Below are 22,313 nucleotides of genomic sequence, written 5' to 3'. Positions count from 1 at the left end.
CATTCAAAAAATTATTACCTCTTTGGGGTGGGTATGATAGCAATAATAAAATACAATGCGGGCAATGTGCAGAGTGTGCAATATGCGTTGCATCGGATTGGCGCCACGGCAGTAGTTACCGATGATTTTGATATTATCAGAAAGGCGGATAAAGTTATTTTTCCGGGAGTTGGTCATGCGCAATCGGCCATGCAATATCTCAGGGAAAAAGGGCTAGATCAGTTGTTGCTTTCTTTACAGCAGCCCGTGCTGGGTATCTGCCTTGGTCTGCAGCTGATGTGTAAACATTCAGAAGAAGGCAACACAGATTGCCTTGGTATTTTTGATACAGATGTGAAATTGTTTTCTTCAGCTGAGTTAAAAGTGCCGCAGATTGGCTGGAACAATATCTATGGTTATAAATCTGTATTGTTTAACGGTTTGTCCGAACAAGCCTTTATGTATACCGTGCACAGTTATTATGCAGCACTTTGTAACGAAACAGTTGCCACGACTGATTATATAGTGCCGTTTAGTGCGGCATTACAAAAGGATAATTTTTACGCAGTGCAGTTTCACCCGGAAAAATCAGGCACCGCAGGCGAAACAATTTTGAAAAATTTTATACAGATACCATGACCATTATTCCTGCCATTGATATCATTGACGGTAAATGTGTGCGACTCACAAAAGGCGATTACGCCCAACAAAAAATATACAATGAAAACCCGGTAGAAGTAGCCAAACAGTTTGCTGATACCGGTTTGGAACGGCTGCACATAGTTGACCTGGATGGCGCCAAAGCTGGCAAGATCATTAACTTGTCAGTACTGGAAGCTATTGCATCGGCTACAGGACTGGTGATTGATTTTGGCGGTGGTATAAAAAACATCAATGATGTTGCCAGTATTTTTAATGCGGGCGCTTCCATGGCTACGATTGGAAGCCTTGCAGTAAAACATCCTGAGTTGCTGGAAGAGTGGTTGATGGAATTCGGCGCAGGCAGATTTTTAATTGGTGCAGATGTCCTGGATGGAAAGATAAAAATAAGCGGCTGGCTGGAAGATGGCGGCATTGATATTTTTAGTTTTATTGGTAAGATGATTGGCCTGGGGGTAACCAATATTTTTTGCACAGACATATCTAAAGACGGCGCCATGGAAGGCCCATCTGTGCAACTATACAAACAAATCATGGAACAGCATCCGGAAATTAACCTGATAGCAAGTGGCGGGGTTACCACCATGGATGATGTAACAGAACTGAAAGCAATTGGCTGCAGTGGCGCCATCATCGGCAAAGCAATTTATGAGGGCAACATTACTTTACAACAATTACTAGAATTTAATTAATGCTTACAAAAAGAATTATACCCTGTTTGGATATCAGAGATGGCCGCACTGTAAAGGGTGTGAATTTTGAGAATATCCGTGATGCAGGAGATCCTGTTGAGTTGGCTTTATTATATTCCCGGCAGGGTGCGGATGAGTTGGTTTTTTTAGATATTACGGCAACAGTAGAAAAAAGGAAAACGTTGGTGGAACTGGTAAAAAGGATTGCGGCCAATATCAATATTCCATTTACAGTTGGAGGCGGTATAAGCACAGTGGAAGATGTGGCAATATTGCTGCAACATGGTGCGGACAAGGTTTCCGTTAACACAGCAGCGTTTAAAAATCCAGCGTTGATTGCAGATTTGAGTAATCGTTTCGGGAGCCAGTGTGTAGTGTTGGCCATTGATACAAAAAAAGAAGCCGATGGCGAATGGTACGTTTATTTAAATGGGGGCCGTACAAAAACGGATACAAAAACAATTGATTGGGCGAGGCAGGCTGTAGCTCTGGGAGCGGGAGAAATATTGCTGACTTCAATGAATAATGATGGTACCAAAGCAGGCTTTGCGGTTGACATAACCTTGCTATTGTCAACAGCATTATCTGTGCCTGTAATAGCTTCAGGAGGCGCCGGAACAATGGAACACTTTAAAGAAATCTTTTTGGAAGGAAGTGCAGACGCTGCATTGGCAGCCAGTATTTTTCATTACAAGGAAATAGGCATTCCGGAATTAAAGCAATACCTGTCTGCGCAAGATATAAGCATCAGGTTATGAAAATATTTTTCTTCCTCATTGCATTGAATTCTATCGGGACGATAATCAGTTTTGCTTACATGCGCAACAGGCTCGCTCAACGTAACGATTACAAAAGGCAACGATTGGAAGAAAAGACAGCAGAAATAATTCAACATTTACAACAGCATAACTCTTTATAAAATAATATTTACAGATGACGATCGATTTCTCCAAATACGCAGATGGCCTTGTACCCGCAATTATCCAGGATGCAGCAACGGCTAAAGTACTGATGCTGGGCTTTATGAATGCGGAAGCTCTTGCAAAAACTAATGAGTTACAGAAGGTAACTTTTTACAGCAGAACTAAAAGCAGGCTATGGACAAAGGGAGAGGAGAGTGGCAATTTTTTGTTGGTAAAATCGATCAGCATTGATTGCGACAATGATACCCTGCTTATAAAAGCCAATCCTGTCGGGCCTGTATGTCATACCGGTGCAGATACCTGTTTCAATGAAAAAAATAAAGGCATTCATTTTTTGTCAGAACTGGAAGAGGTTATTAAAGACAGAAAAAATAATCCTACAGATCAATCCTATACAGCTTCTCTGTTTAAAAAAGGAATTAATAAGGTGGCCCAAAAAGTGGGTGAAGAAGCGGTGGAGTTGGTGATTGAGGCTAAAGATGACAATGCGCATTTGTTTAAGGAAGAAGCCGCAGACCTGTTATTTCATTACCTTATTTTATTACAGGCAAAAGGATTTTGTTTAGAGGATGTTGTTGATGTGTTGAAAGGGAGACATGCGGCCAAGTCTTAACCCCCATTCCCTGAAGGAGAGTTATTTGTAGTGTATAAACTTTTAACCAAGAAATCAGTAAACGAATTTTGGAATAGTTTTCGATTCGAAAGAAATCAGATATCAAAAAAAATCAGACTTCAGACATAAGGAGTCTAATTCATCATCAGCACATTGACGCTGCGCTGTAAAATATTAAAGGCGATTTCAGCCATCAGGTTTTCTTTATCAAGGGTAGGGTTTACTTCAGTTATTTCAAAGCAACAGATCTTTCTGTTCTGCATAAATTTGCTGATCAGGTCTTCCGCTTCTCTTTCCCTTAAACCATTGCTCACAGGTGTTCCTGTTCCTCTTGAGATCGAAGAGTCTAGGCTGTCTACATCAAAACTTACGTAAATGTCGGTACAATCCGAAAGATAACGCAGCACTTTCCTGCTCACGCTTTCAGCTCCGTTTCGTCTTACTTCACTGGTGGTAATTACTTTGATAGCATGCTTTTCTATCAATGCCTTTTCTTCTTTCTCAAAGTCACGAAGCGAAATGAATACTACATCTTCCGGTAATACTTTTGGAAAAATACCGCCAAGGTTTTTTAATTGTTCCCAGAATTTTTTGGTCTTATCATCCAGCGGATGTGTTTTACATTCTTCGTTGTCTTCCCCAATAGCAACGGCCAGCGGCATACCATGCATATTGCCGGTTGGCGTGGTATAGGGCGTATGAAGGTCAGCATGAGCATCTATCCAGATAACACCCAGTTTACTTTTTGGTTTGGCAATTTTAATACCGGTAATAGTACCACCGGCACTACTGTGATCGCCACTTAATACAACAGGGAAAAAATGACCTTTGATAGATTCGCTTACTGCCTGGCTTAGCTTTTCATAGATGTTCAGTACGCCATGAATTCTTTTAGCGTAGGGAGATTGTATCGGTTCAAACAGAAGGTTATTTTCTTCCTCTATTTTCTCCGAAGGAAAGTGCACAAAGAAATTGCTCATAAAATCCAGGGCGGCAATTTTAATAGCAGCCACACCCAGGCTTGCGCCACGTGTACCGGCGCCTATTTCGCTTGGAACTTCAATCAGTTTAATATTCTTCATACAATTTTTATTTAGACAATTAAACAGATCAGGTAATGATGATGCTGAAAATGATTAATGGCGCTGCAACGGGTGCATAACAAATTTATAACTTTCCTTCCAAAGGATCGCTTCCGTTGAGCGTACCAAATGTTTTAACTGGCTTAAAGCGAACAAACATGTCTTCGCTGTACCATTTTTCTTTTCGTGTTTTCTGTATGATTTTTTTGTGGTTATGCGTGTTGTAGGCGAAGGCTTTCATATCGGCCGTGTTATTCCAGATACTAAAGGTAGCCTGCTTTACATAGGGCAGTTCGCCAATACCGACCGATGTAATAAAGCCAGGTGCGGATGCCATATCATTAGCGGCAGCCGCTACATTTTGCCAGAAGGCTTTTAATTTGGATAAACGTATTGTTGCCCGCGTGAGCACTGCAATAAGTCCATTGTATTCCGGTTGTTTTACAGGCTGACCGAAAGGTTCTTTATTGTCCCATTTGCCATGTCCTTCCAGCGGTTGGAGCAAGATGGTCCAGGTTTCACATTTAAAAAAGCGGAACCATTTATTGATGAACGCCCCATACAAAAGAGCAATTACTGGTTGCTGATGAATACTATTTGCTTCTTTATTCTGCACCGTTAATATGCCCCATTGCTGCCAGTCGGGGTGTTTGTCAAAGCTGCCGCTTTTGCCGCAGCCCAGTAATTTATAAAAAGAAATATTTTCATTTAACCACAGCGGAAACCGGTGTATGGCCATAGCTACCAACGCAAACCAGGTGTACCGCTTCGGATATCGTATAATAGTTAAAGTAACGAGCATGCTGCAACATAACAAGAATATGTAAACAAAGTTGAAAACATACAAAGAGATTGTAACCAACATACCTCGCTTAACCATTGTATTATCAAAACACCTGGGACGTTATTGGGTCATTACTTTACCGTTATTATTTTGGAATTGCTGCGCACAACAGAAGTTAATTAATTTAGCCGGATGAAAGCTGCGAGCATCAATTATATTAAACAAGAGTTGACCAATATTCCGCCGGCGAAGTTGCTTGAATTGTGCGTAAGGCTGGCCAAGTATAAAAAAGACAATAAAGAATTGCTGAACTACCTGTTGTTTGAGGCCAATGATGAACAGGCCTACATCAGCAATGTAAAAAGCGAAATTGAAACAGACTTTAAAGCCATCAATACAAGCAATTTATATTTTGCCAAGAAAAGCCTGCGTAAAATTTTACGGAATACAGCTAAGCACATCCGTTATACAGCATCAAAACAGGCCGAAGTAGAATTGTTGCTGCACTTTTGCCACACGCTGAGGCATTCGTCAATTCCAATACAAAATAGCCAGGTACTGATAAACCTATACCGGTCACAAATAAAAAAAGTGGCCAAAATAATAGCCACTTTACATGAAGATCTTCAATATGATTATTTAAAAGAGCTTGAAAAATTATACATATAATATGGGCTAGGGCTTAAATCTTCCTTCCTTAAAAGTTGCCTTGAAATGTAAAAATTCTGGTACAGAAACATTGGCCACATAAGGATTGTCTGTATTATGGCTGATATATTCCTGGTGATAATCTTCTGCAGGATAAAACTTTGTTAGTGGTACAACCTGTGTTACAATCTTATTACTGTACACTTTAGCAGCAGTCAAATTTTTTATGGTGGCGTCAATTATTGCCTTTTCTTTTTCATTGTTATAAAAGGCAATGGACCTGTATTCAGTTCCGGCATCATTGCCCTGCCTGTTCATTGTCGTTGGATCCTGGCTGGCAAAAAATGCTTTCACCAATGTTTCGTAGCTTATTACAGCTGGATCATAATGCACCTGCACAGATTCAGCATGACCAGTTTGGCCGGAAGCTACCTTTTCGTAATCAGGGTCAGTAGTAGTGCCGCCGGCATAACCACTTACCGCATCTCTCACCCCGGCAAGGCTTTGAAACACTATTTCCGCGTGCCAGAAACAACCTTCGGCGAATGTAGCCACGGCCTCGTTTGCGCTGGCAGATTTCTTTTCTGCCAAAGGTATTTTTAATGATTTTTGGTTGGTTTGTGCGCAGGAGCAAATAGCGGTACCTGCAATGATTAGTGTAAGAAATAATTTCATGTAAATTGTTTATATACAATAACGTTACAAAAATGCGCCCGGTTTTGTTGACTTGTTAAAATTAGCAAAAAGAATTTTCAATACATCAGTTACATAATTTTACAACTATATAAACCATTTAATGACTGTTTTGTAATGTAAGAAGATAAAAATTATTTTATGACCAAGAGAGAAGAATTTGACCAGGCCGTAGTAGATAGCAAAGCGTTGCCCAAAGCGCCATCCAATGATATATTGCTTCAGTTATACGCTTTATATAAACAAGCGACTGAAGGCGACATTAACGTAGAGCCGCCTGCCAACGTATTTGATTTTGTTGCAAGGGCTAAATATGAAGCCTGGAATGAAATGAAGGGCAAAACAAAGGACAGTGCTATGCAAGAATACACCGCTCTTGTTGAAAAATTAAAGGCATAACATTGTCCACGGTGCTGCATAAAAAAAATAAAATCGTATTAATCAATCAATACTCATATATTTGCAGTGTGATAATAGCTCTATGAGCACAATGTTTTAGTTAGATTCAATTTTTTACTTCTCCAACGTATTAGTTATTCTTCTTAAAAATTTTGTCTTTAGTATCAGTTACCGTCACAGGTATTTTAATTTATTTATTTTTAATTTTTAAGAAAATGAACATTTACGTTTCAAACTTAAGCTTCAACACAACAGATGTTGAATTGAACGAACTTTTTGCACAATTTGGTAATGTAACTTCTGCCAAAGTAATTATGGACAGAGAAAGCGGCCGCTCACGTGGTTTCGGTTTCGTAGAAATGTCTAACGACGATGAAGGAAAAGATGCAATGTTAGGCCTTAACAACAAAGAAGTTGAAGGTCGTGCAATGTCTGTTTCTGTAGCAAAGGAAAGAGAAGAAAGAACAGGTGGCGGTGGAAGCCGTGGTGGATATTCAAACAACCGCGGTGGCGGTGGTGGATATTCAAACAGCCGTAACAGCGGTGGTGGTGGTAGCAGATGGTAATATTATAATCAGCATATCATTAAAAAGAGCGTTCAGTAATGAGCGCTCTTTTTGTATTCTGCCAGTTTAGCCGGGTGGCGTTCAATTAAAGTAACGTATTGGTAATTTTTGTCCAGTAAGTCAGTCTTTCGTTAAATAATATCCTTGCTTCATTGATAATATCGCTGTAGTTACTGATCACATACCGGTGAGTAGTATTATTCGTTGTTCCGCTGATATTTTGCGAAAAGAGCAGATCCAATGCGGAAGTGTTGCCGAAGATATCTTTCAGATCCTGTAGTCTTATTTTATCACTTTCTTCATTCGATGATTTCAATGGTTCAATATGCTTATGGAAAATTTTGATGGCGATATCGTTAATGGCCAATCCCTTTTCCATGGTCAAATCGTCTTTGATATTATTCTCAAAGTTGGAAAAAGTTCCGTCGAAAATTGTAGAAAGCGTATTACTGCTGTTGTAACAGCAATAAAAAAAATATTTATCTGGCAGTAAAAAACTGTATTTGCTTTGATCGCTGTTTCCAATGGCGGCGAACCACTCGTGCAACAACATCGGCCGGTGGTTGTTGATAGAAGGATCCAGTACCATGGTCTCAATACGGTCATCTATTTGTACTTGCACCGCAGGCGCAACATGGTAGTTCCATTCAATCCTGTTGTCAGGAGTAAGGTGATTGATGTCTTCTATATACAACGTTCTATAGTCTCCTATGTACAAAGCAACTGGCGGAAACAGCCAGACTTTACAATGATCTGTGTTGAATTTCTTAGACAAAAGCATGGACATAATTTGTGCCCGTTGCTGGCAACCACCCTGCGGATAATTAAATTCTATTTCAAAATCTTTGGTAATGCTGTCGAATGCTTGCTGAATAGCTGCAATACTGTATACGGTTAAATACGCTAAATCTGCATTCGGAAAGTAAACAGGCCCCATGGCTGCATAATACGGCTTTTTAGCGACAAACTGTGGCCCGTTTAGAATAACATAATACAAATCAACTGGAGGTTGCATATGAATCGAAAAAACGGACAACGAATTTGCTGTCCGCTTGTAATGCAGTTGCACATGATCGGTTTTTGCAAGGCCCCAATCCCTGGTGTGGGTTAGCGCCCTTGGTACATTATAGAAATTCGATTCATTTTATATCGAATCGGAAACTGTAATCACGAAGCCTTCACATAATTCTGTGAGCATTATTTAGTAAAAGGAAATAATTGCAGTATTTGCTGTAGTTAATTTCACCAGCTCCTTAGATAATATTCACCAATCACGCCTAACATGTCTTTTTTGTTGTACTTATAGCCAGGTAGTTTTACCATCAAAGTGTTCCTGAAAGGGCAATTTTTTACAAAAAAGCAAAAGAAAATTCGACCAGGTAGTAAATTTACCGGGTAAAATACCGCAGCTTTTCGCAGCTTTTTTACTGTTTTAAAAAAAAATATTTTTTTTGGCAAATTCCGGATTGCAGAATCCACGTACATATCTCAATAGAAAATGTAACTGTAACCCGTTGATAATTAATAGGTAAAATAGTAGTTCTTTAGAACTATTATAATCGTTTAATTTATGCTGTAGCGAAACTACTATATCAATTTTCGTACTTCTACTAACCTTTTCGACGAAAAGTTTTGGTAGTATAAATACCCGCAGTATGTTTGTATCGCAATCGTAGCAATCATTACCCCTGATTAAAACGATTTTAACCCTAACTCAAGAAAACATGAAACAGATTATTACTCTCCTCATTGCCATCGTAATTAGCCATTCGTCTTTTGCTACACTAAAACCTGTGAAATTGGTATCAGCTTCTAAAGCGGTTATCTCTTTTAAAAGCAGTAACGCCTTGAAGGTTACCTTAAAAAATGCGGGTAAAATTAGTCTAGGCTGGAATGCAGGTTATGAAACTACAGGTACTTCTTACCTGATTGAAAAAAGCATCAATGGCGGCGAATTTAAAACAGTAGCAATTTTAATGGGTGAAAGCAATGACGCTTACCACTTTTCAGATAACATTAAAACAACTTCAGGCGTAGTTAACTACCGCATTGTAACAATGGACAACAGTTCTGCTATCAATGCACTTGGTCAGAATGTGGTGATTTTTTAATTGATTACCGGGATAAATCAATACTTAAGGAGTTAAAAATCTAATTTTTTTGTAGCTATTTTTCTATCTGCAACTGCAGCGTGGCAAACTATTGCCCTTAAAAAATTTAAAAGCAGAACAAGTTATAATAACAATTGTATCGATTTTAATACTAACAACACACACAACTTTAAACAACTAAAACCTAAGAAAATGGAACAAATTTACAACGCCGTCACAAAACAAGAAGCTGCAATCAGAAGATTTGGATTAGCGCTTACAGCCGCATCTTCAGTATATTTTGCTTTATACCTTATGCTGGCCAATTAAAAATATCTGCTCAGCAACGATAAAATTTTAAGACTCCAAAAAGCTTTTAACACAACAGGATTTAATACCACAACAACAAAAACTCAACTCATCTTTTAAAACTCAGGAAAATGGAACAGATTTACAATGCTATCACAAAACAGGAAGTTGCAATCAGAAGATTTGGATTAGCACTTACCACAGCAGCATCAGTGTACTTTGCTTTATATATCATGTTGGCAAACTAATACTGGGGTGACTATAAATTAAGGTCCGGAAATCAATTGATGACCTTAACTAAGCATTTCAATAACATAGCATTAAAACTCATTAAAATGGAACATATTTACAATGCTACTACACATCAGGAAGCTAACATAAGAAAATTTGGATTAACTCTTACCGCTATTTCTTCTGTGTATTTGGTTTTATACATCCTATTTGCAAACTAATTAAAACTGTTTGCAGACGACAAGAATAAAAAATATTAAACAAAAAAAGTAAGGTTGAACACAGGATGACAAAATATGTCTTTCTGTGTTCAACCTTTTGCATTTACAAACTATACTGCGTTATTGCCTTGGCACATCTGTGTTAGCAGCCTTGATTGCTTACTATATTATCAATAATTTTAACAGCGTGTTCCCTTGAATTTTCGATAAACAAGCTATGCGTATTCATACCACCGCATATTACACCTGCCAGGTAAATTCCTTTAATATTGCTTTCATGCGTATCGGCATTATAGTTGGGTTTTCTTATTGTATCATCGGATAATTCAACACCTATTCGCTCAAGAAAAGCAAGGTTCGGCTGGTAGCCGGTCATGGCAATCACCCAGTCATTGTCAATGGTTATCAATCCTTCCGGTGTACTAATGTCCACTGTTTTTTCGTGTATAGAAGCCACTGTTGAATTGAAGAAGGCTTTAATTGATCCCTCGCTGATACGGTTGACAATATCGGGCCTTACCCAGTATTTTACCCTTTCACCAATTTCTTTTTCTCTTACCACTATCGTAACGTCTGCACCTTTCCGGAAAGTCTCCAAGGCCGCATCTACGGCAGAATTGCTGGCTCCAACAACAAGTACTTTCTGAAAAGCATAAAAGTGCGGGTCTTTATAATAGTGAGTTACTTTGGGTAAATCTTCACCAGGCACATTCAGTAAAAAAGGCAGATCATAAAATCCGGTGGCCATTATAACGTTGCGGGCAGTATAATTTGTCTTGGTGGTTTGAATAGTAAATTGGCCATTTTCTTTAACAAGCGTTTTTACTTCTTCAAAAAGATGGAGTTTTAATTCGTTTGCAACGGTGACACGACGGTAGTATTCCAGTGATTCATTGCGGGTAGGTTTTATGTTGTTACTCACAAAAGGTACACCACCAATTTCCAGTTTTTCAGAGGTAGAAAAAAAAGTCATATTATCCGGGTAATTATAAAGGGAATTAACCAGTGGGCCTTTTTCAATAACCAGGTAATGCAGTTTGTTGCGCTTTGCTTCCAGCGCACATGCCAGGCCTATAGGTCCTCCGCCAATAATTATAACATCCATTACAGGGTTCATAGGTATCATCAATTGAGTTGGGCATCTGGTATTGAAGCTGCTGTTTCCAGCGAATAATCTTTTACTACATTGTATAAAGTATCTCTTTCAACAGGTTTTCTTTTTACCTGTTTTATCAGTGTCACCAGCTGGGCCGTGCTCATCGCAGGGGTTTGTTCTTCGCTACCTGCCATGGAATATATTTTGGTAGAGTCATCAATGGTTCCGTCAATATCATTTACACCGAACGACAAACTGAGCTGTGCATTTTCTCTGCCCAGCATTGGCCAGTATGCTTTCAGGTGGGGGAAGTTGTCCAGGTAAATTCTGGCAATGGCATACAGCCGCATATCTTCTGTAATGGTTGATTCTGTAACATAACTCATGTCGTTATCCTGGTTACGGAATTTTAAAGGAATGAAGGTATTAAAGCCGCCGGTTTTATCCTGCAGTTCCCGCAGTCTGCGCATATGATCAATACGATGTTCATATTTTTCAATGTGGCCATACAACATAGTGGCGTTGGTATGCATACCTAACTGGTGCGCCGTTTCGTGTATCTTCAGCCAACCTTCACCATCCACTTTATCAGCACAAATTTGTTCCCTTATTTCCGGTGCAAAAATTTCTGCGCCGCCACCGGGCAAACTATCCAGGCCTGCATCATGCAACCGTTTCATTCCTTCCTCAACAGAAAGTTTTGCCTTGCGGAACATATAATCCAGTTCTACTGCAGTGAATGCTTTAACGTGCAGATCAGGTCTATGCGCTTTGATTTTCTGCATCAGTTCAATAAAATAATCCATATTCATTTTCGGATGCACGCCGCCGACTATATGTACTTCCGTTATTGGTTTGCCATCGTAGGTTTTTACAATGTCCAGCATCTGGTCAATACTCAGTTCCCATCCTTCTTCTTTTTTAGCATATAAACGGGAATAGGAGCAAAACTTACAGCTAAACACGCAAACATTCGTAGGCTCAATATGAAAATTCCGGTTGAAGTAGGTTGTGTCACCATGCAATCTTTCCCGGATGAAATTGGCCAATGCGCCGGCAAAAGGCAGGCTGGCTCTTTCAAATAAAATGATGCCTTCTTCGTCTGTTATCCTGATTTGTTGTTTTACTTTTTCGGCTATTGTTTTCAGGGCAGTATCGCTGGTTGAGGTAATTAAGGTGTCAATAGAAGTGCTCATGTGTGCTGTTTTGTGCAAAGTTACTGGAGGCATGGCTTTAAAACAAAAGAGGATGCCTTTTGTTGGCACCCGTCATAATATAGGCTGTTATTTCAAGGAGCGGTTATTGACCCGTCATCGCTTAACAATTTTTTGCACAACTGTTTTATTGCTATACACCAGTTTAAGGATATATACGCCTGCCGCACTGCCAGGCAGGTTAACCGTTATTTCTGTGTTGGCGTTGCCATTGTACCATTTATCATACACCAGCTGCCCGGAGGAACTCAGTACCTGTATTGATTTTAAATTGACCGGAGCTCCAAAGTGGTGAATTAAAAAGCTGTTGTCGAAAGGATTGGGGTAAATAAGATAGCCCTGCGATTTTAATTTTTGCGGCAATTGTTTTGCATAAATATTTACATCATCTAACCACATATTATTTTGTTTGTTGCCCCTCGCGATAAAATAGAGTTGAAAATTATTGCTGCCTGCAAACGGTGTCAGGTAACAAGTAATATTTTTCCAATTTGTTTTTGTTGGTACAAAAGCATGGAAAGATGGGTAATTGGGATTACCTGTAGTTTGTAAATCACCGCCCCATTTTTTCCAAACAGTTTTTGAAGTAGTTCCGCAATCGGTCGATAATTTTACTTCCAGGGTATCGAGCGGCAGGAGCGTAGAGCCGGGATAATTAGCGCCCTGTTCATAAGCAAGGGCAAAAGATAAAAATACAGAATCATTATTGTTACCGTTGAATATAACCGGAGATATCAGCCTGCTCTCAGTTTTGTTTGCGGAATCTTTAAAATTGTTGATTACAATGGCAGAATTGCCCGAGTTAGCCGCAGTGATAGTTTGTATCCACCTGGTAGTGTCATTACTGTTGACTATACCCCAGTTGACCGGTGGAAAAATCGCACTTTCAAAACTCTCGGTAACTGGCAGCGTTGGTTGTGTGCCGATGATTACAAAGGTTCGTTTTAATGTATCGTCTAAGTGGTCATAATCTCCGGTGCCGGTTGAAGTAACAGGGTTCACGCAATAGGCAGTAAACAGATGTTCGCCAATAGTCGTGGTAAATGCATCCGGCTGTACATTCATTTGTTGCCCTGCCGGCAGGGAGATTCCCGTAACAGACTTTGCAACCGGTGCTTCATTGTCAACTGCATACATCAATGTAAAACTTGTGATGGTGTCGATGCCTGTATTGGTAACAGTAATATCAGGGGTAATAGGACCTGTAACGCAGGCGGCCGCAAGAGGCGCATTGATTTTTGTAATTGCCAGGTTTCTTTTATACAATGCGGATATACGTATATTATCAATAAAAATATTATTGCCGTAATCTGAGGTGTTTTCAAAAGCAACAATAATATTTGAAGTTGCAAATGAGTTGTCCAGCACTATCCGCTGTGTTTTCCAGTCATCTTCAACAGGGTTGATATAAGCGCTGGCAGATGAGCCTGCGGTAGCCAAACCAGAGCCACTTTTATCAAATACAGTGACGAAGCTGCTGCCGCAATCTCTTGATACTTTCACTTTTAGTTGGTCGTTTGCGCCGTCGTAATTTTTATGAGCCAGGTCAAAAGAAATAATGACGGAATCTGCACCAGTTACATTGATCGTCGGGCTTTGCAGAATATCTGTTGCACCCGTAAGGTTATTAGAAAAATTATCCATAAATGCAGAAAAACCGCTTTTATAACCGGGCGATTTTCTTGACCAGGTCGCGGCGCTGTCCGGATTAATCACTTGCCAGTTCAACGGCGCAAACGCTTTTTTTTCAAAATCTTCAGCCAGTGGAGAAGCTACAATTGCATTGATGGTAAATTTTTTACTGATGGTATCGTTCAGGGTATTTTCATCTCCTGCGGCACTTGCACTTATTGGGTTTGCAGTAAATACTTTAATGTTATTCAATCCAATTGCTGCCGTCAATGGATTTAGAGTAACTGTTGCAGAAGTGCCAGGCAAAATTGTTTGAGTAAAGCTTTGGTAAACAGGTGCTGCATTATTTAAACTGTAGCCTACTTTAAATCCCGTTACAGCCTGAACACCATTGTTACTTACTTCTGCCTGCGGGGATGCTACTGTGAAAGAACATTCAGGGTCTGCAGGGGAGAGGATGGCGGAGGCTGTAATATCCAGTTTCTTTTGTTTGTAAATCAATATATTGTCAATAAAAATATTATTGCCATAATCCCCTTTATTTTGAAAAGCAATGATAATATTACCCGTGGATAAAAGTGCTCCGCCGATGGTAATCTTTTGTGCTTTCCAGTCGGATGCAATCGGTGTGCTGTAACGCAACGTAGTTGATCCCGCGGTCGACAAATTATCGCCGGATTTTGAATATACCGTTGTCCAGCTGGTTCCGCAATTATTGGAAACCAGTACGCTTAACTGATCTTTTGTACCAGGGTAATTTTTATGCGCCAGGTCAAAAGAAATAATCACAGAATCCGCCGTTGATACTAAAAATTTCGGCGTACGCAATTCGTCTTTTAAACCAATATTATTTTTGCTGAAATTATCAATGAACATGGCGCCGGTACTGTTGTTCCCGGGCGAGAACCGGGTCCAGCTGGCATCGCCATCCGGATTATACAACGACCAGGTTGCGGCCGGAAAAGGCAATACCTCAAAGTCTTCTGAAGCCGGTAATGTAATACCATTTGATACCTGCAAGGCGGTGGTAACTGTATCATTGGAAGGCACCTGGTCAGCTGCAAGTCCGTTAACATTAAAAGTGTAAAATTTCAATACATAATTTCCTGTGGTTACGGCAAGAGAAGGAAAGGTTACAATGGTAGTGGCGCCAAAAGCAAGTCCTGGTGAAGGTATTGTAACTGTGACGGATGGTTTTGCAACACCATTTACCAGCAGGCCGACTTTTAAGGATGTAATTGAATCACTGCCGTTATTGATAATTCTTACTTTAGGGATAATAGACCCAGGGCAATTTAAAAAGGATGGATTGACAATGGTACTACAGCCTGAAGTTTCAACGCCAGGGTTCACCGTTTCTGTTGGCATAGCATCGCGTTTATTAATCCCGGTTGGCGCAATGCCACCTGAAGACGTTGTTAAACCCCCGCGGGCATTCAGTAATACCCACTCCATCCGTTCTACCTGTTTTTGGGTAAACATACTGTAACAGTTATCATACGTGTAGTCCATGTAATTCTGATACATTTTGCCGGTTGTGGCGCTGGTACATATATCAGCCTGGATGCCCGTTAAACAACCCGATGTACTTGTACCTTGGTTAGGCGTATCGCCAATATCATTGGTGGCATTGGCCTGTTCTGTTGTATTAAATAAATCTGCGGGCAATACCGTTACGGAACCGGCTGTTTCCAGCGATCTGAAATCATCGCCACTGCACCCGTTTTCGTCGCCCCAGATATGAAAAAGCCCGAGGTAATGTCCAATTTCATGACACAACGTTCGTCCCTTGTTGTATACATTAATATTGCAGCTACTCACGCCAAAGCTCCTGGCATTGCAAAAAACACCATCATCCTGGGCACTGCCGGATTCGGGAAACTGGGCGTATCCCAAAATATTTTTTCCACTAACATCACTGCCAATCCAGATGTTCAGGTAGCTGGCAGCATCCCAGGCATCTGCTCCTCCAAGTGCGCTTCTTTTAATTGGATCGGTCAAAAGGGTCGCGTTGGACGCAGTATTACTTTTAACTCTGTCTATACCATTGCTCAGTCCCCCGTTGGGAGTTTGCCTGGCCAATACAAACCGTATGATGGAGGAATGCCCACGCACGGGATAAAAATTGGCGGCATTGGAACTGTCGGCATTTATGCCTGCATAGTCTCTGTTTAATTCTGCTATTTGAGATTGGATAACACCATCTGTAACCAGGTAAGGATCTGGCAACACCACATGGAAAATCACGGGAATATTGATAGCGCCATTAATACCCGTGGGCCGAAATGTGGGAGCGCTGGGTAGGGTTGATTTCTTTGTTTTGAATGTATGCTGCTCCAGTGCTGACTTTGCAGTGGGATTTTCTTCAAAATATCGCTGCACCCTTTCCATAGTAAAACACCGGGCTGTTGCCTCATCCGCCTGTTTTTTTTGTGCTGTTGCAATAAAGCAAACACAAATTGCTACAACCAGCAGCATGTTTTTTTTCAAAATGGAAAAGTTTTGGATGGTCAAATATAAAAGATATTTGTTTTAGGCTGTGCAATCAGCTGATTTAATGCTATTAAACGACGGCATGCCGGTTTTATGATGTACAATTTCTATTAATTACCCACAGTATTATTAAGGAGGCAAAATGGAATGTGAAAAGAGGACGAGCCTTATTTTTAAGGGCAGTTTTTCACCTGTTTAAGCAGTTTTTAAATTACCCGCAAAGCGGCTGATTTAGCAATAATTGTATATCTTCCACATTATAAAAATTGATTGATAAAATAGCTATTTTATCGAAACTGTTTGTATACCTGGCAGGTATTGTACGGTTATATTTTAAACAAATAATTTATGAATATCAAGCTGCGACTTATTGTGATGATTTTTTTTCAGTTTTTTATTTGGGGGTCGTGGCTGCTCACTATTGGCGCTTACTGGTTCCAAACGCTACCAGTAATTTATCCCGCTACGGATCCGGTAACACATGCAAGTGTATGGACCAATTCGGCTTTTGGTGCGCTTTTTTCTACCATGGGTATCGCGTCGCTTTTTGCACCTTCATTGCTGGGTATCATTGCGGACAGGTGGATCAATGCAGAAAAACTTTATGGCATTTGTCACATTTTAGGAGGTGCTGTACTTTTTGCCTTGCCCATGGTGAAGGATCCAACAGTAATGTTTTGGGTTTTATTGCTGAATATGATTTTTTATATGCCAACATTATCTCTGTCTATTACGGTGGCTTATACCGCTTTAAAAAACAGGGGCGCCAACGTGGTAATTGATTATCCGCCGATAAGAGTATTTGGTACTGTAGGTTTTATTGTTGCTTTGTGGACGGTAAGTTTATTGGGAATTGAGACTTCAGCAGGCCAGTTTTATGTGGCGTCAGCGGCTTCATTATTTTTAGGATTATATGCTTTTACTTTGCCTAAATGCCCGCCGCTGCTAAGTCTTAAACAGAACAAGTCCCTGATGGATGCATTGGGCCTGACTTCTTTTTCATTATTCAAAGACAGAAAAATGGCCGTGTTTTTTATTTTCTGTTTGTTGCTGGGAGCTGCCCTGCAACTGACCAATGCATATGGGGACACTTTTTTGCATGATTTTGGAAAGGTTGAAAAATACCAGCATCTCACAGCCGTAAAATATCCGGCAATCATTATGTCCATTTCTCAAATTTCTGAAACACTTTTTATTTTAGCAATCCCATTTTTTTTGAGGAGGTTCGGTATCAAATACGTGATGTTTTTTAGCATGGTAGCCTGGGTATTGCGTTTTGGATTGTTCGCCTATGGTAACCCGGGTGATGGATTATGGATGATCATACTGTCGTGCATTGTGTATGGAATGGCATTTGATTTTTTTAATATTTCAGGTTCCCTGTTTGTTGAAACGCAAAGTGATCCCGCGATAAGAGCCAGTGCCCAGGGACTTTTTATGATGATGACCAATGGCTTTGGCGCAGTTATCGGAAGCTTGGTAAGTGGTTTAGTGATACAAAAATATTTTACTTATGAAGACGGAGAAAAAAACTGGTTTGGTATATGGATTGCTTTTGCAGGTTATGCATTGGTAATTGCCACTTTATTCCTGTTTGTTTTTAAACACAAACACGATCCCGATACTATTAAAAATATACACAAGGAGCCGTTACTGGCGACTGAATAAATAATTCCAGGGCGTCTTTCAATAAAAAAATCCCCGGTATAACCAGGGATTTTTTATTGAGCCAGTATTAGCTGATTCATGGTATTTTAACAGCAATTATTTATGCTGATCTATCTTTTTTACAAAATTTGCTTTTGGTTGAGCGCCTACTAATTTGTCAACAACCTGTCCGCCTTTTACAAAAAGAATTGCAGGGATACTGGTAATGCCATAGTTCATAGAAATCTGTGGGTTGTGATCAACATTTACTTTTCCTACGTTTACCTTACCATCATATTCCTTTGAAAGTTCTTCAATTACCGGACCTATTGCACGGCATGGACCGCACCATTCTGCCCAAAAATCTATCACGGATAATTTATCTGAATCTAAAACTTCTGTCTGAAAGTTTGCGTCTGTGAATTCATGTGCCATAATGTATATATTTTTTTGATTATTGTTGTTTAAGAAGTCAAATTTACATCCAAAAATTTAAATGTGTTGTTATGACATATTCACAATCCAATTGGCAGTGTTGATATTATTTTGTTGCCACAAAGACACTTTATTCATAAATATTAACATCAAACTATGCAACAGTTTTTATCCCCTTTTAGGGGATTGAAGCAGCTAACCCGTTACCACAGTCACTTCCACATCTTTGTTTTCCAATAAAAATACCGCCATATCATCATTCATGGTAAAGCCCTTATCTAAAGAATACATGCCCACTTTGTAATTATTTCTAACATCTGCAATGTTAAATTTAATGGACGCCTTACCCGGGTTTGTCTTGACATTATTTTCTACAAAGTCAATAAAATGTTGGTTTACAAACTGAGGTTGTATCTCGACTACCACTTGTTTGGTCAATACCGGTTTAACCGTTTCCAGCAGGTGGATTTTGTTTATCTTAAATTCATACTGCTCGCTGTTGTACCTGGTTTTAAATCCACCTTCCACCAAAATGATCAACCCTTTTTCCAGGTAAGCGGTGTACTTCACATAATCTTCACTCCATAGCATAAATTCAGTTTTGCCACTGTAATCTTCTATGGTAAGGATACCAAAGTTTTTGCCCGTTTTGGTTAACCTGTGCTGGGAATCTACCACGAGGCCGGCAACACGAAACTGCCTGCCAGGGTTGGCGTGTGTATTTACAGCCAGTTTAAACTCATTGTAATCGGCAAGGGGCGTAATATTATAATGCCGCATCTCGAATTTGAAATTATCCAATGGGTGGCCACTCATATACATACCCGTAACTTCTTTTTCAAAGTCCAGTTGCGTAGCCAGTGGCCATGGTTCACAGGGAGACAATTTGGGAGGTACAATATCCGGCATTTGCAAATCGCCAAACAGGGTATTGCTTGCGCTGGCATTTTGCGATTGATAAATGCTACCAAACTTGATGATCTTTTCCAGTCCCTGTACATCGCCGGGCGCTTGGTGAAAATATTGGGCCCTGGTGATATCTTTAAAGCAATCAAACGCACCTGAGTAAATTAAACTTTCCAGTGATTTTTTGTTGGCGGCTCTTGGATTCACCCTTTTTGCCAGGTCATAAATCGATGTATAAAAACCATGTTTGGTGCGTTCTTCAATAATTTGTTCAATGGCATTTTCGCCAACACCTTTCAGTCCGCTGAAACCGAAGCGTATTTCGCCTTTTTGATTGACAGCAAAGCCATTCTGCGACTCATTGATATCTGGCCCAAGCACCGTTAAACCCATGCGCTTACACTCTTCCATAAAGAAGGTTATTTTTTCAATGCTGCCTGCATGGTTCAGCACTGCAGCCATGTATTCGCTGGGATAATGGGCTTTTAAATAGGCGGTTTGATAGGCAACAAATGCGTAGCACGTAGAGTGCGATTTGTTAAATGCATATTGTGCAAATGCTTCCCAGTCGGTCCAAATTTTTTCCAGTTTATCTTTCGGATGTCCTTTGGCTGTAGCGCCATCTACAAACTGCACTTTCATTTTATCCAGTACCGCCTTTTGCTTTTTACCCATGGCTTTACGCAGCACATCCGCATCTCCTTTACTAAAGCCTGCCAACTTTTGCGACAGCAACATCACCTGTTCCTGGTACACCGTGATACCATAAGTTTCTTTAAGGTGTTCTTCCATATCAGGCAAATCATACTCTACCTGTTTTTTACCATGTTTACGATCAATATAATCGGGGATATATGCCATGGGGCCCGGACGATAGAGAGCGTTCATGGCGATGAGATCATCAAATTTATCAGGTTTTAATTCCCGTAAATGTTTTTGCATACCCGGACTTTCAAACTGGAACGTTCCGTTGGTATCGCCCTGCTGGTAAAGCTTGTAAGCCAGCTCATCATCCAGCGGAATATCATCAATCTCTATATGAATACCATGGTTTTGTTTTATCAGGCCAAGGGCGGTTTTTAAAATACTCAGGGTTTTTAAGCCAAGAAAATCCATTTTAATTACGCCTGCTTCTTCGATAGAGCCACCTTCAATCTGCGTCAGCCACAGCTCGGATTCTTTGGAAGTGGCAACAGGTAACAGATCTGTTAAATCTTTCGGCGCAATGATGATGGCCGAAGCATGAATACCGGTGTTTCTTACTGAGCCTTCCAAAATCTCGGCTTCGTGTAATATCTTGCTGGGTAGATCATTTCCAGCATACAGCTCTCTCAATTTTTTTACATTTTCAATGTCATCGCCCTGCAACGACTCTTTCTCTTCCAGGGATTTTTCACCGTTTTTGGCTTCTTTGGCGGTGAACGGCGCATGCAGCAACCGTTTTAAATTAATACCCGGACGCTCCGGCACCAGCTTGGAAATGGCCCTGCTTTCGGCTATGGGCAAATCCATTACCCTTGCCACATCGGCAATGCTAGACTTGGCTGCCATGGTACCATACGTGATAATTTGCGCTACCTGGTTTTTTCCATATTTCTGTACTACGTAATTCAACACCTTCTGCCTTCCTTCATCGTCAAAATCCGTATCAATATCCGGCATGGATTTGCGTTCGGGATTCAGAAACCTTTCAAACAGTAAATTGTATTTTATGGGATCAATATTGGTAATTCCTATGCAATAGGCCACAGCGCTACCTGCGGCGGAGCCACGGCCGGGGCCAATGAACACACCGAGGTCGCGACCAGCTTTAATAAAATCACTTACAATTAAAAAGTAACCGGCGAAGCCCATTTTACGGATGATGCCCAGTTCAAACTGCAGGCGTTCTTCCTGGAGGGGAGTGATGATTTTGTAACGTTCCTTTGCGCCGCTCCAGGTTAAATGTTCCAGGTATTCGTCCTGGCTTTTAAAATTAGCGGGTACTTCAAAAAATGGTAATAAAATATCCCGTTTTAAATTCAGCAGATCGATCTTGCTTACAATTTCATTGGTGTTGTCAATGGCTTCAGGGATATCTTCAAAAACCTTTGCCATTTCTTCGCCTGTCTTTAAATAAAACTGATCGTTCGGAAAGGCAAAGCGTTTGTTCTTGGTCATTACATCATCATCACTAAACTCACGCAGGGCGGGGGTGGACTGCTTTTCGCCGGTATTGATACAAAGCAAAATATCATGTGCATTAAAATCCTGCTGATCTACATAATGCGAATCGTTACTGGCGATTACCTTTACATTGTACTTTTTTGCAAACTTTAATAACACCAGGTTTACTTTGTCCTGGTCCGGTATACCGTGGCGTTGTAACTCTACATAATAATCTTCCTGGAAAATATTAAGCCACCATTTAAATTCATTTTCACCTTCTGCTTCTCCTTTTCTCAGAATAGTTTGCGGTACCAGTGCACCGAGGCAACAAGTAGTTGCAATCAATCCCTCATGGTATTTATGAATGAGTTGCTTGTCTATTCTCGGATATTTGGAGTACATCCCTTCGATATAACCCAGCGATGTAAGTTTTACCAGGTTTTTATAGCCGAGTTCGTTTTTTGCCAGTAATATCTGGTGATGGCGTGGATCTTTTTCGTCCTTGCTGAAGGTTTTGCGGGTGCGGTCGGTAGTAATGTAAAACTCGCAGCCCACAATGGGTTTTACTTTTAAACTGCCGTCGGCATTTTTATGGTTGTATGCTTCCTTTACAAATTCAAAAGCGCCAAACATGTTGCCATGATCGCTGATGGCAAGGGCGGGCATGTTATTGGCAATGGCTTTTTTATATAAATTCTTGATAGAGGCGGCTCCGTCGAGTAATGAAAACTGGGTATGTACGTGTAAGTGAGAAAACTGCATGTTGGAACTTAAGAATGATTGTACAAAATAAACTTCAAAAATCAGCAGACGGTTGAAATTATAAAGGGTTCAGCAATGGTATGACGTACA

Annotated in this window: 18 protein-coding genes; 9 read left to right on the top strand and 9 right to left on the bottom strand. The window is 40.3% G+C overall.

From position 1 onward, the window contains the following. The first annotated feature begins 33 nt into the window (after positions 1-33). From hisH to hisIE, 4 genes are all read left to right on the top strand, one after another. Positions 34-618: an imidazole glycerol phosphate synthase subunit HisH gene (gene hisH, locus JWR61_RS09455; protein WP_301927582.1), complete on the top strand. Its 585-nt coding sequence runs from the start codon at positions 34-36 to the stop codon at positions 616-618. After that, entirely contained in the window at positions 615-1,331 is a 717-nt protein-coding gene (hisA, locus tag JWR61_RS09450; RefSeq protein ID WP_301927581.1) for a 1-(5-phosphoribosyl)-5-[(5-phosphoribosylamino)methylideneamino]imidazole-4-carboxamide isomerase, read from the top strand. The genes hisH and hisA overlap by 4 nt, the downstream gene beginning before the upstream one ends. Next, on the top strand, positions 1,331-2,089 hold the full coding sequence (gene hisF / locus JWR61_RS09445; protein ID WP_301927580.1) for an imidazole glycerol phosphate synthase subunit HisF: 759 nt from the start codon (positions 1,331-1,333) through the stop codon (positions 2,087-2,089). The genes hisA and hisF overlap by 1 nt, the downstream gene beginning before the upstream one ends. A gap of 175 nt (positions 2,090-2,264) precedes the next feature. Next, a complete protein-coding gene (gene hisIE / locus JWR61_RS09440) occupies positions 2,265-2,867 on the top strand; it encodes a bifunctional phosphoribosyl-AMP cyclohydrolase/phosphoribosyl-ATP diphosphatase HisIE (protein WP_301927579.1) in 603 nt (200 codons plus the stop codon). Between the two features lie 134 nt (positions 2,868-3,001). Here the strand turns inward: hisIE and JWR61_RS09435 are convergent, their stop codons facing one another. After that, positions 3,002-3,949 carry an arginase gene (locus tag JWR61_RS09435; RefSeq protein WP_290337556.1) on the bottom strand — a complete coding sequence of 316 codons (948 nt, stop codon included), beginning with the start codon at positions 3,947-3,949 and terminating at the stop codon, positions 3,002-3,004. Between the two features lie 85 nt (positions 3,950-4,034). After that, on the bottom strand, positions 4,035-4,751 hold the full coding sequence (locus tag JWR61_RS09430; RefSeq protein ID WP_301927578.1) for a spheroidene monooxygenase: 717 nt from the start codon (positions 4,749-4,751) through the stop codon (positions 4,035-4,037). A gap of 174 nt (positions 4,752-4,925) precedes the next feature. On the opposite strand from JWR61_RS09430, the gene JWR61_RS09425 reads away from it, so the two are divergent. Next, the gene (locus JWR61_RS09425; RefSeq protein WP_301927577.1) at positions 4,926-5,402 is read left to right on the top strand and encodes a hypothetical protein; all 477 of its coding nucleotides are present in this window, start codon (positions 4,926-4,928) and stop codon (positions 5,400-5,402) included. Between the two features lie 6 nt (positions 5,403-5,408). Here JWR61_RS09425 and msrA read toward each other — a convergent pair whose 3' ends face one another. Then, entirely contained in the window at positions 5,409-6,056 is a 648-nt protein-coding gene (gene msrA / locus JWR61_RS09420) for a peptide-methionine (S)-S-oxide reductase MsrA (protein WP_301927576.1), read from the bottom strand. 159 nt (positions 6,057-6,215) lie between these two features. Between msrA and JWR61_RS09415 the strand changes: the two genes are divergently transcribed. Beyond that, on the top strand, positions 6,216-6,473 hold the full coding sequence (locus tag JWR61_RS09415) for an acyl-CoA-binding protein (protein ID WP_290337552.1): 258 nt from the start codon (positions 6,216-6,218) through the stop codon (positions 6,471-6,473). Between the two features lie 215 nt (positions 6,474-6,688). Continuing rightward, positions 6,689-7,039, top strand: a complete 351-nt coding sequence (locus JWR61_RS09410; protein WP_290337551.1) for an RNA-binding protein — start codon at positions 6,689-6,691, stop codon at positions 7,037-7,039. A gap of 85 nt (positions 7,040-7,124) precedes the next feature. Here the strand turns inward: JWR61_RS09410 and JWR61_RS09405 are convergent, their stop codons facing one another. Continuing rightward, on the bottom strand, positions 7,125-8,054 hold the full coding sequence (locus JWR61_RS09405) for a protein-glutamine glutaminase family protein (protein WP_301927575.1): 930 nt from the start codon (positions 8,052-8,054) through the stop codon (positions 7,125-7,127). A 709-nt stretch (positions 8,055-8,763) separates the two neighbouring features. Here JWR61_RS09405 and JWR61_RS09400 point away from each other — a divergent pair. Next, complete coding sequence (locus JWR61_RS09400; RefSeq protein WP_301927574.1) at positions 8,764-9,150, top strand: hypothetical protein; 387 nt, start codon at positions 8,764-8,766, stop codon at positions 9,148-9,150. An 882-nt stretch (positions 9,151-10,032) separates the two neighbouring features. Here JWR61_RS09400 and JWR61_RS09395 read toward each other — a convergent pair. The 3 genes from JWR61_RS09395 to JWR61_RS09385 all read right to left on the bottom strand — a co-directional run bounded on the left by JWR61_RS09395 (position 10,033) and on the right by JWR61_RS09385 (position 16,322). Beyond that, complete coding sequence (locus JWR61_RS09395) at positions 10,033-11,007, bottom strand: YpdA family putative bacillithiol disulfide reductase (protein WP_301927573.1); 975 nt, start codon at positions 11,005-11,007, stop codon at positions 10,033-10,035. Between the two features lie 8 nt (positions 11,008-11,015). Further along, complete coding sequence (mqnE, locus tag JWR61_RS09390; RefSeq protein WP_301927572.1) at positions 11,016-12,182, bottom strand: aminofutalosine synthase MqnE; 1,167 nt, start codon at positions 12,180-12,182, stop codon at positions 11,016-11,018. 114 nt (positions 12,183-12,296) lie between these two features. Continuing rightward, positions 12,297-16,322 (bottom strand): choice-of-anchor J domain-containing protein, encoded by a 4,026-nt coding sequence (locus tag JWR61_RS09385; RefSeq protein ID WP_301927571.1) that lies wholly within the window; start codon positions 16,320-16,322, stop codon positions 12,297-12,299. 351 nt (positions 16,323-16,673) lie between these two features. Here JWR61_RS09385 and JWR61_RS09380 point away from each other — a divergent pair, with 351 nt between their 5' ends. Continuing rightward, positions 16,674-17,993, top strand: a complete 1,320-nt coding sequence (locus tag JWR61_RS09380) for a nucleoside permease (RefSeq protein ID WP_301927570.1) — start codon at positions 16,674-16,676, stop codon at positions 17,991-17,993. 96 nt (positions 17,994-18,089) lie between these two features. On the opposite strand, the gene trxA is transcribed toward JWR61_RS09380, so the two are convergent. Both trxA and dnaE read right to left on the bottom strand, forming a co-directional pair. Then, on the bottom strand, positions 18,090-18,407 hold the full coding sequence (gene trxA / locus JWR61_RS09375) for a thioredoxin (RefSeq protein WP_290337544.1): 318 nt from the start codon (positions 18,405-18,407) through the stop codon (positions 18,090-18,092). A 195-nt stretch (positions 18,408-18,602) separates the two neighbouring features. After that, complete coding sequence (dnaE, locus tag JWR61_RS09370; RefSeq protein WP_301927569.1) at positions 18,603-22,223, bottom strand: DNA polymerase III subunit alpha; 3,621 nt, start codon at positions 22,221-22,223, stop codon at positions 18,603-18,605. Between the last annotated feature and the right edge of the window lie 90 nt (positions 22,224-22,313).

Source organism: Ferruginibacter sp. (assembly GCF_028288465.1).
Classification (GTDB): domain Bacteria; phylum Bacteroidota; class Bacteroidia; order Chitinophagales; family Chitinophagaceae; genus Ferruginibacter.
The sequence above is the reverse complement of the archived record's forward strand: the minus strand, read 5'-3'. Positions and strand labels throughout refer to the sequence as shown.

What these genes read in the sequence shown, in the direction of transcription:
- hisH (WP_301927582.1), top strand. Translation starts at nt 34, where the DNA reads ATGATAGCAATAATAAAATACAATGCGGGCAATGTGCAGAGTGTGCAA.
- hisA (WP_301927581.1), top strand. Translation starts at nt 615, where the DNA reads ATGACCATTATTCCTGCCATTGATATCATTGACGGTAAATGTGTGCGA.
- hisF (WP_301927580.1), top strand. Translation starts at nt 1,331, where the DNA reads ATGCTTACAAAAAGAATTATACCCTGTTTGGATATCAGAGATGGCCGC.
- hisIE (WP_301927579.1), top strand. Translation starts at nt 2,265, where the DNA reads ATGACGATCGATTTCTCCAAATACGCAGATGGCCTTGTACCCGCAATT.
- JWR61_RS09435 (WP_290337556.1), bottom strand. Translation starts at nt 3,949, where the DNA reads ATGAAGAATATTAAACTGATTGAAGTTCCAAGCGAAATAGGCGCCGGT.
- JWR61_RS09430 (WP_301927578.1), bottom strand. Translation starts at nt 4,751, where the DNA reads ATGCTCGTTACTTTAACTATTATACGATATCCGAAGCGGTACACCTGG.
- JWR61_RS09425 (WP_301927577.1), top strand. Translation starts at nt 4,926, where the DNA reads ATGAAAGCTGCGAGCATCAATTATATTAAACAAGAGTTGACCAATATT.
- msrA (WP_301927576.1), bottom strand. Translation starts at nt 6,056, where the DNA reads ATGAAATTATTTCTTACACTAATCATTGCAGGTACCGCTATTTGCTCC.
- JWR61_RS09415 (WP_290337552.1), top strand. Translation starts at nt 6,216, where the DNA reads ATGACCAAGAGAGAAGAATTTGACCAGGCCGTAGTAGATAGCAAAGCG.
- JWR61_RS09410 (WP_290337551.1), top strand. Translation starts at nt 6,689, where the DNA reads ATGAACATTTACGTTTCAAACTTAAGCTTCAACACAACAGATGTTGAA.
- JWR61_RS09405 (WP_301927575.1), bottom strand. Translation starts at nt 8,054, where the DNA reads ATGCAACCTCCAGTTGATTTGTATTATGTTATTCTAAACGGGCCACAG.
- JWR61_RS09400 (WP_301927574.1), top strand. Translation starts at nt 8,764, where the DNA reads ATGAAACAGATTATTACTCTCCTCATTGCCATCGTAATTAGCCATTCG.
- JWR61_RS09395 (WP_301927573.1), bottom strand. Translation starts at nt 11,007, where the DNA reads ATGAACCCTGTAATGGATGTTATAATTATTGGCGGAGGACCTATAGGC.
- mqnE (WP_301927572.1), bottom strand. Translation starts at nt 12,182, where the DNA reads ATGAGCACTTCTATTGACACCTTAATTACCTCAACCAGCGATACTGCC.
- JWR61_RS09380 (WP_301927570.1), top strand. Translation starts at nt 16,674, where the DNA reads ATGAATATCAAGCTGCGACTTATTGTGATGATTTTTTTTCAGTTTTTT.
- trxA (WP_290337544.1), bottom strand. Translation starts at nt 18,407, where the DNA reads ATGGCACATGAATTCACAGACGCAAACTTTCAGACAGAAGTTTTAGAT.
- dnaE (WP_301927569.1), bottom strand. Translation starts at nt 22,223, where the DNA reads ATGCAGTTTTCTCACTTACACGTACATACCCAGTTTTCATTACTCGAC.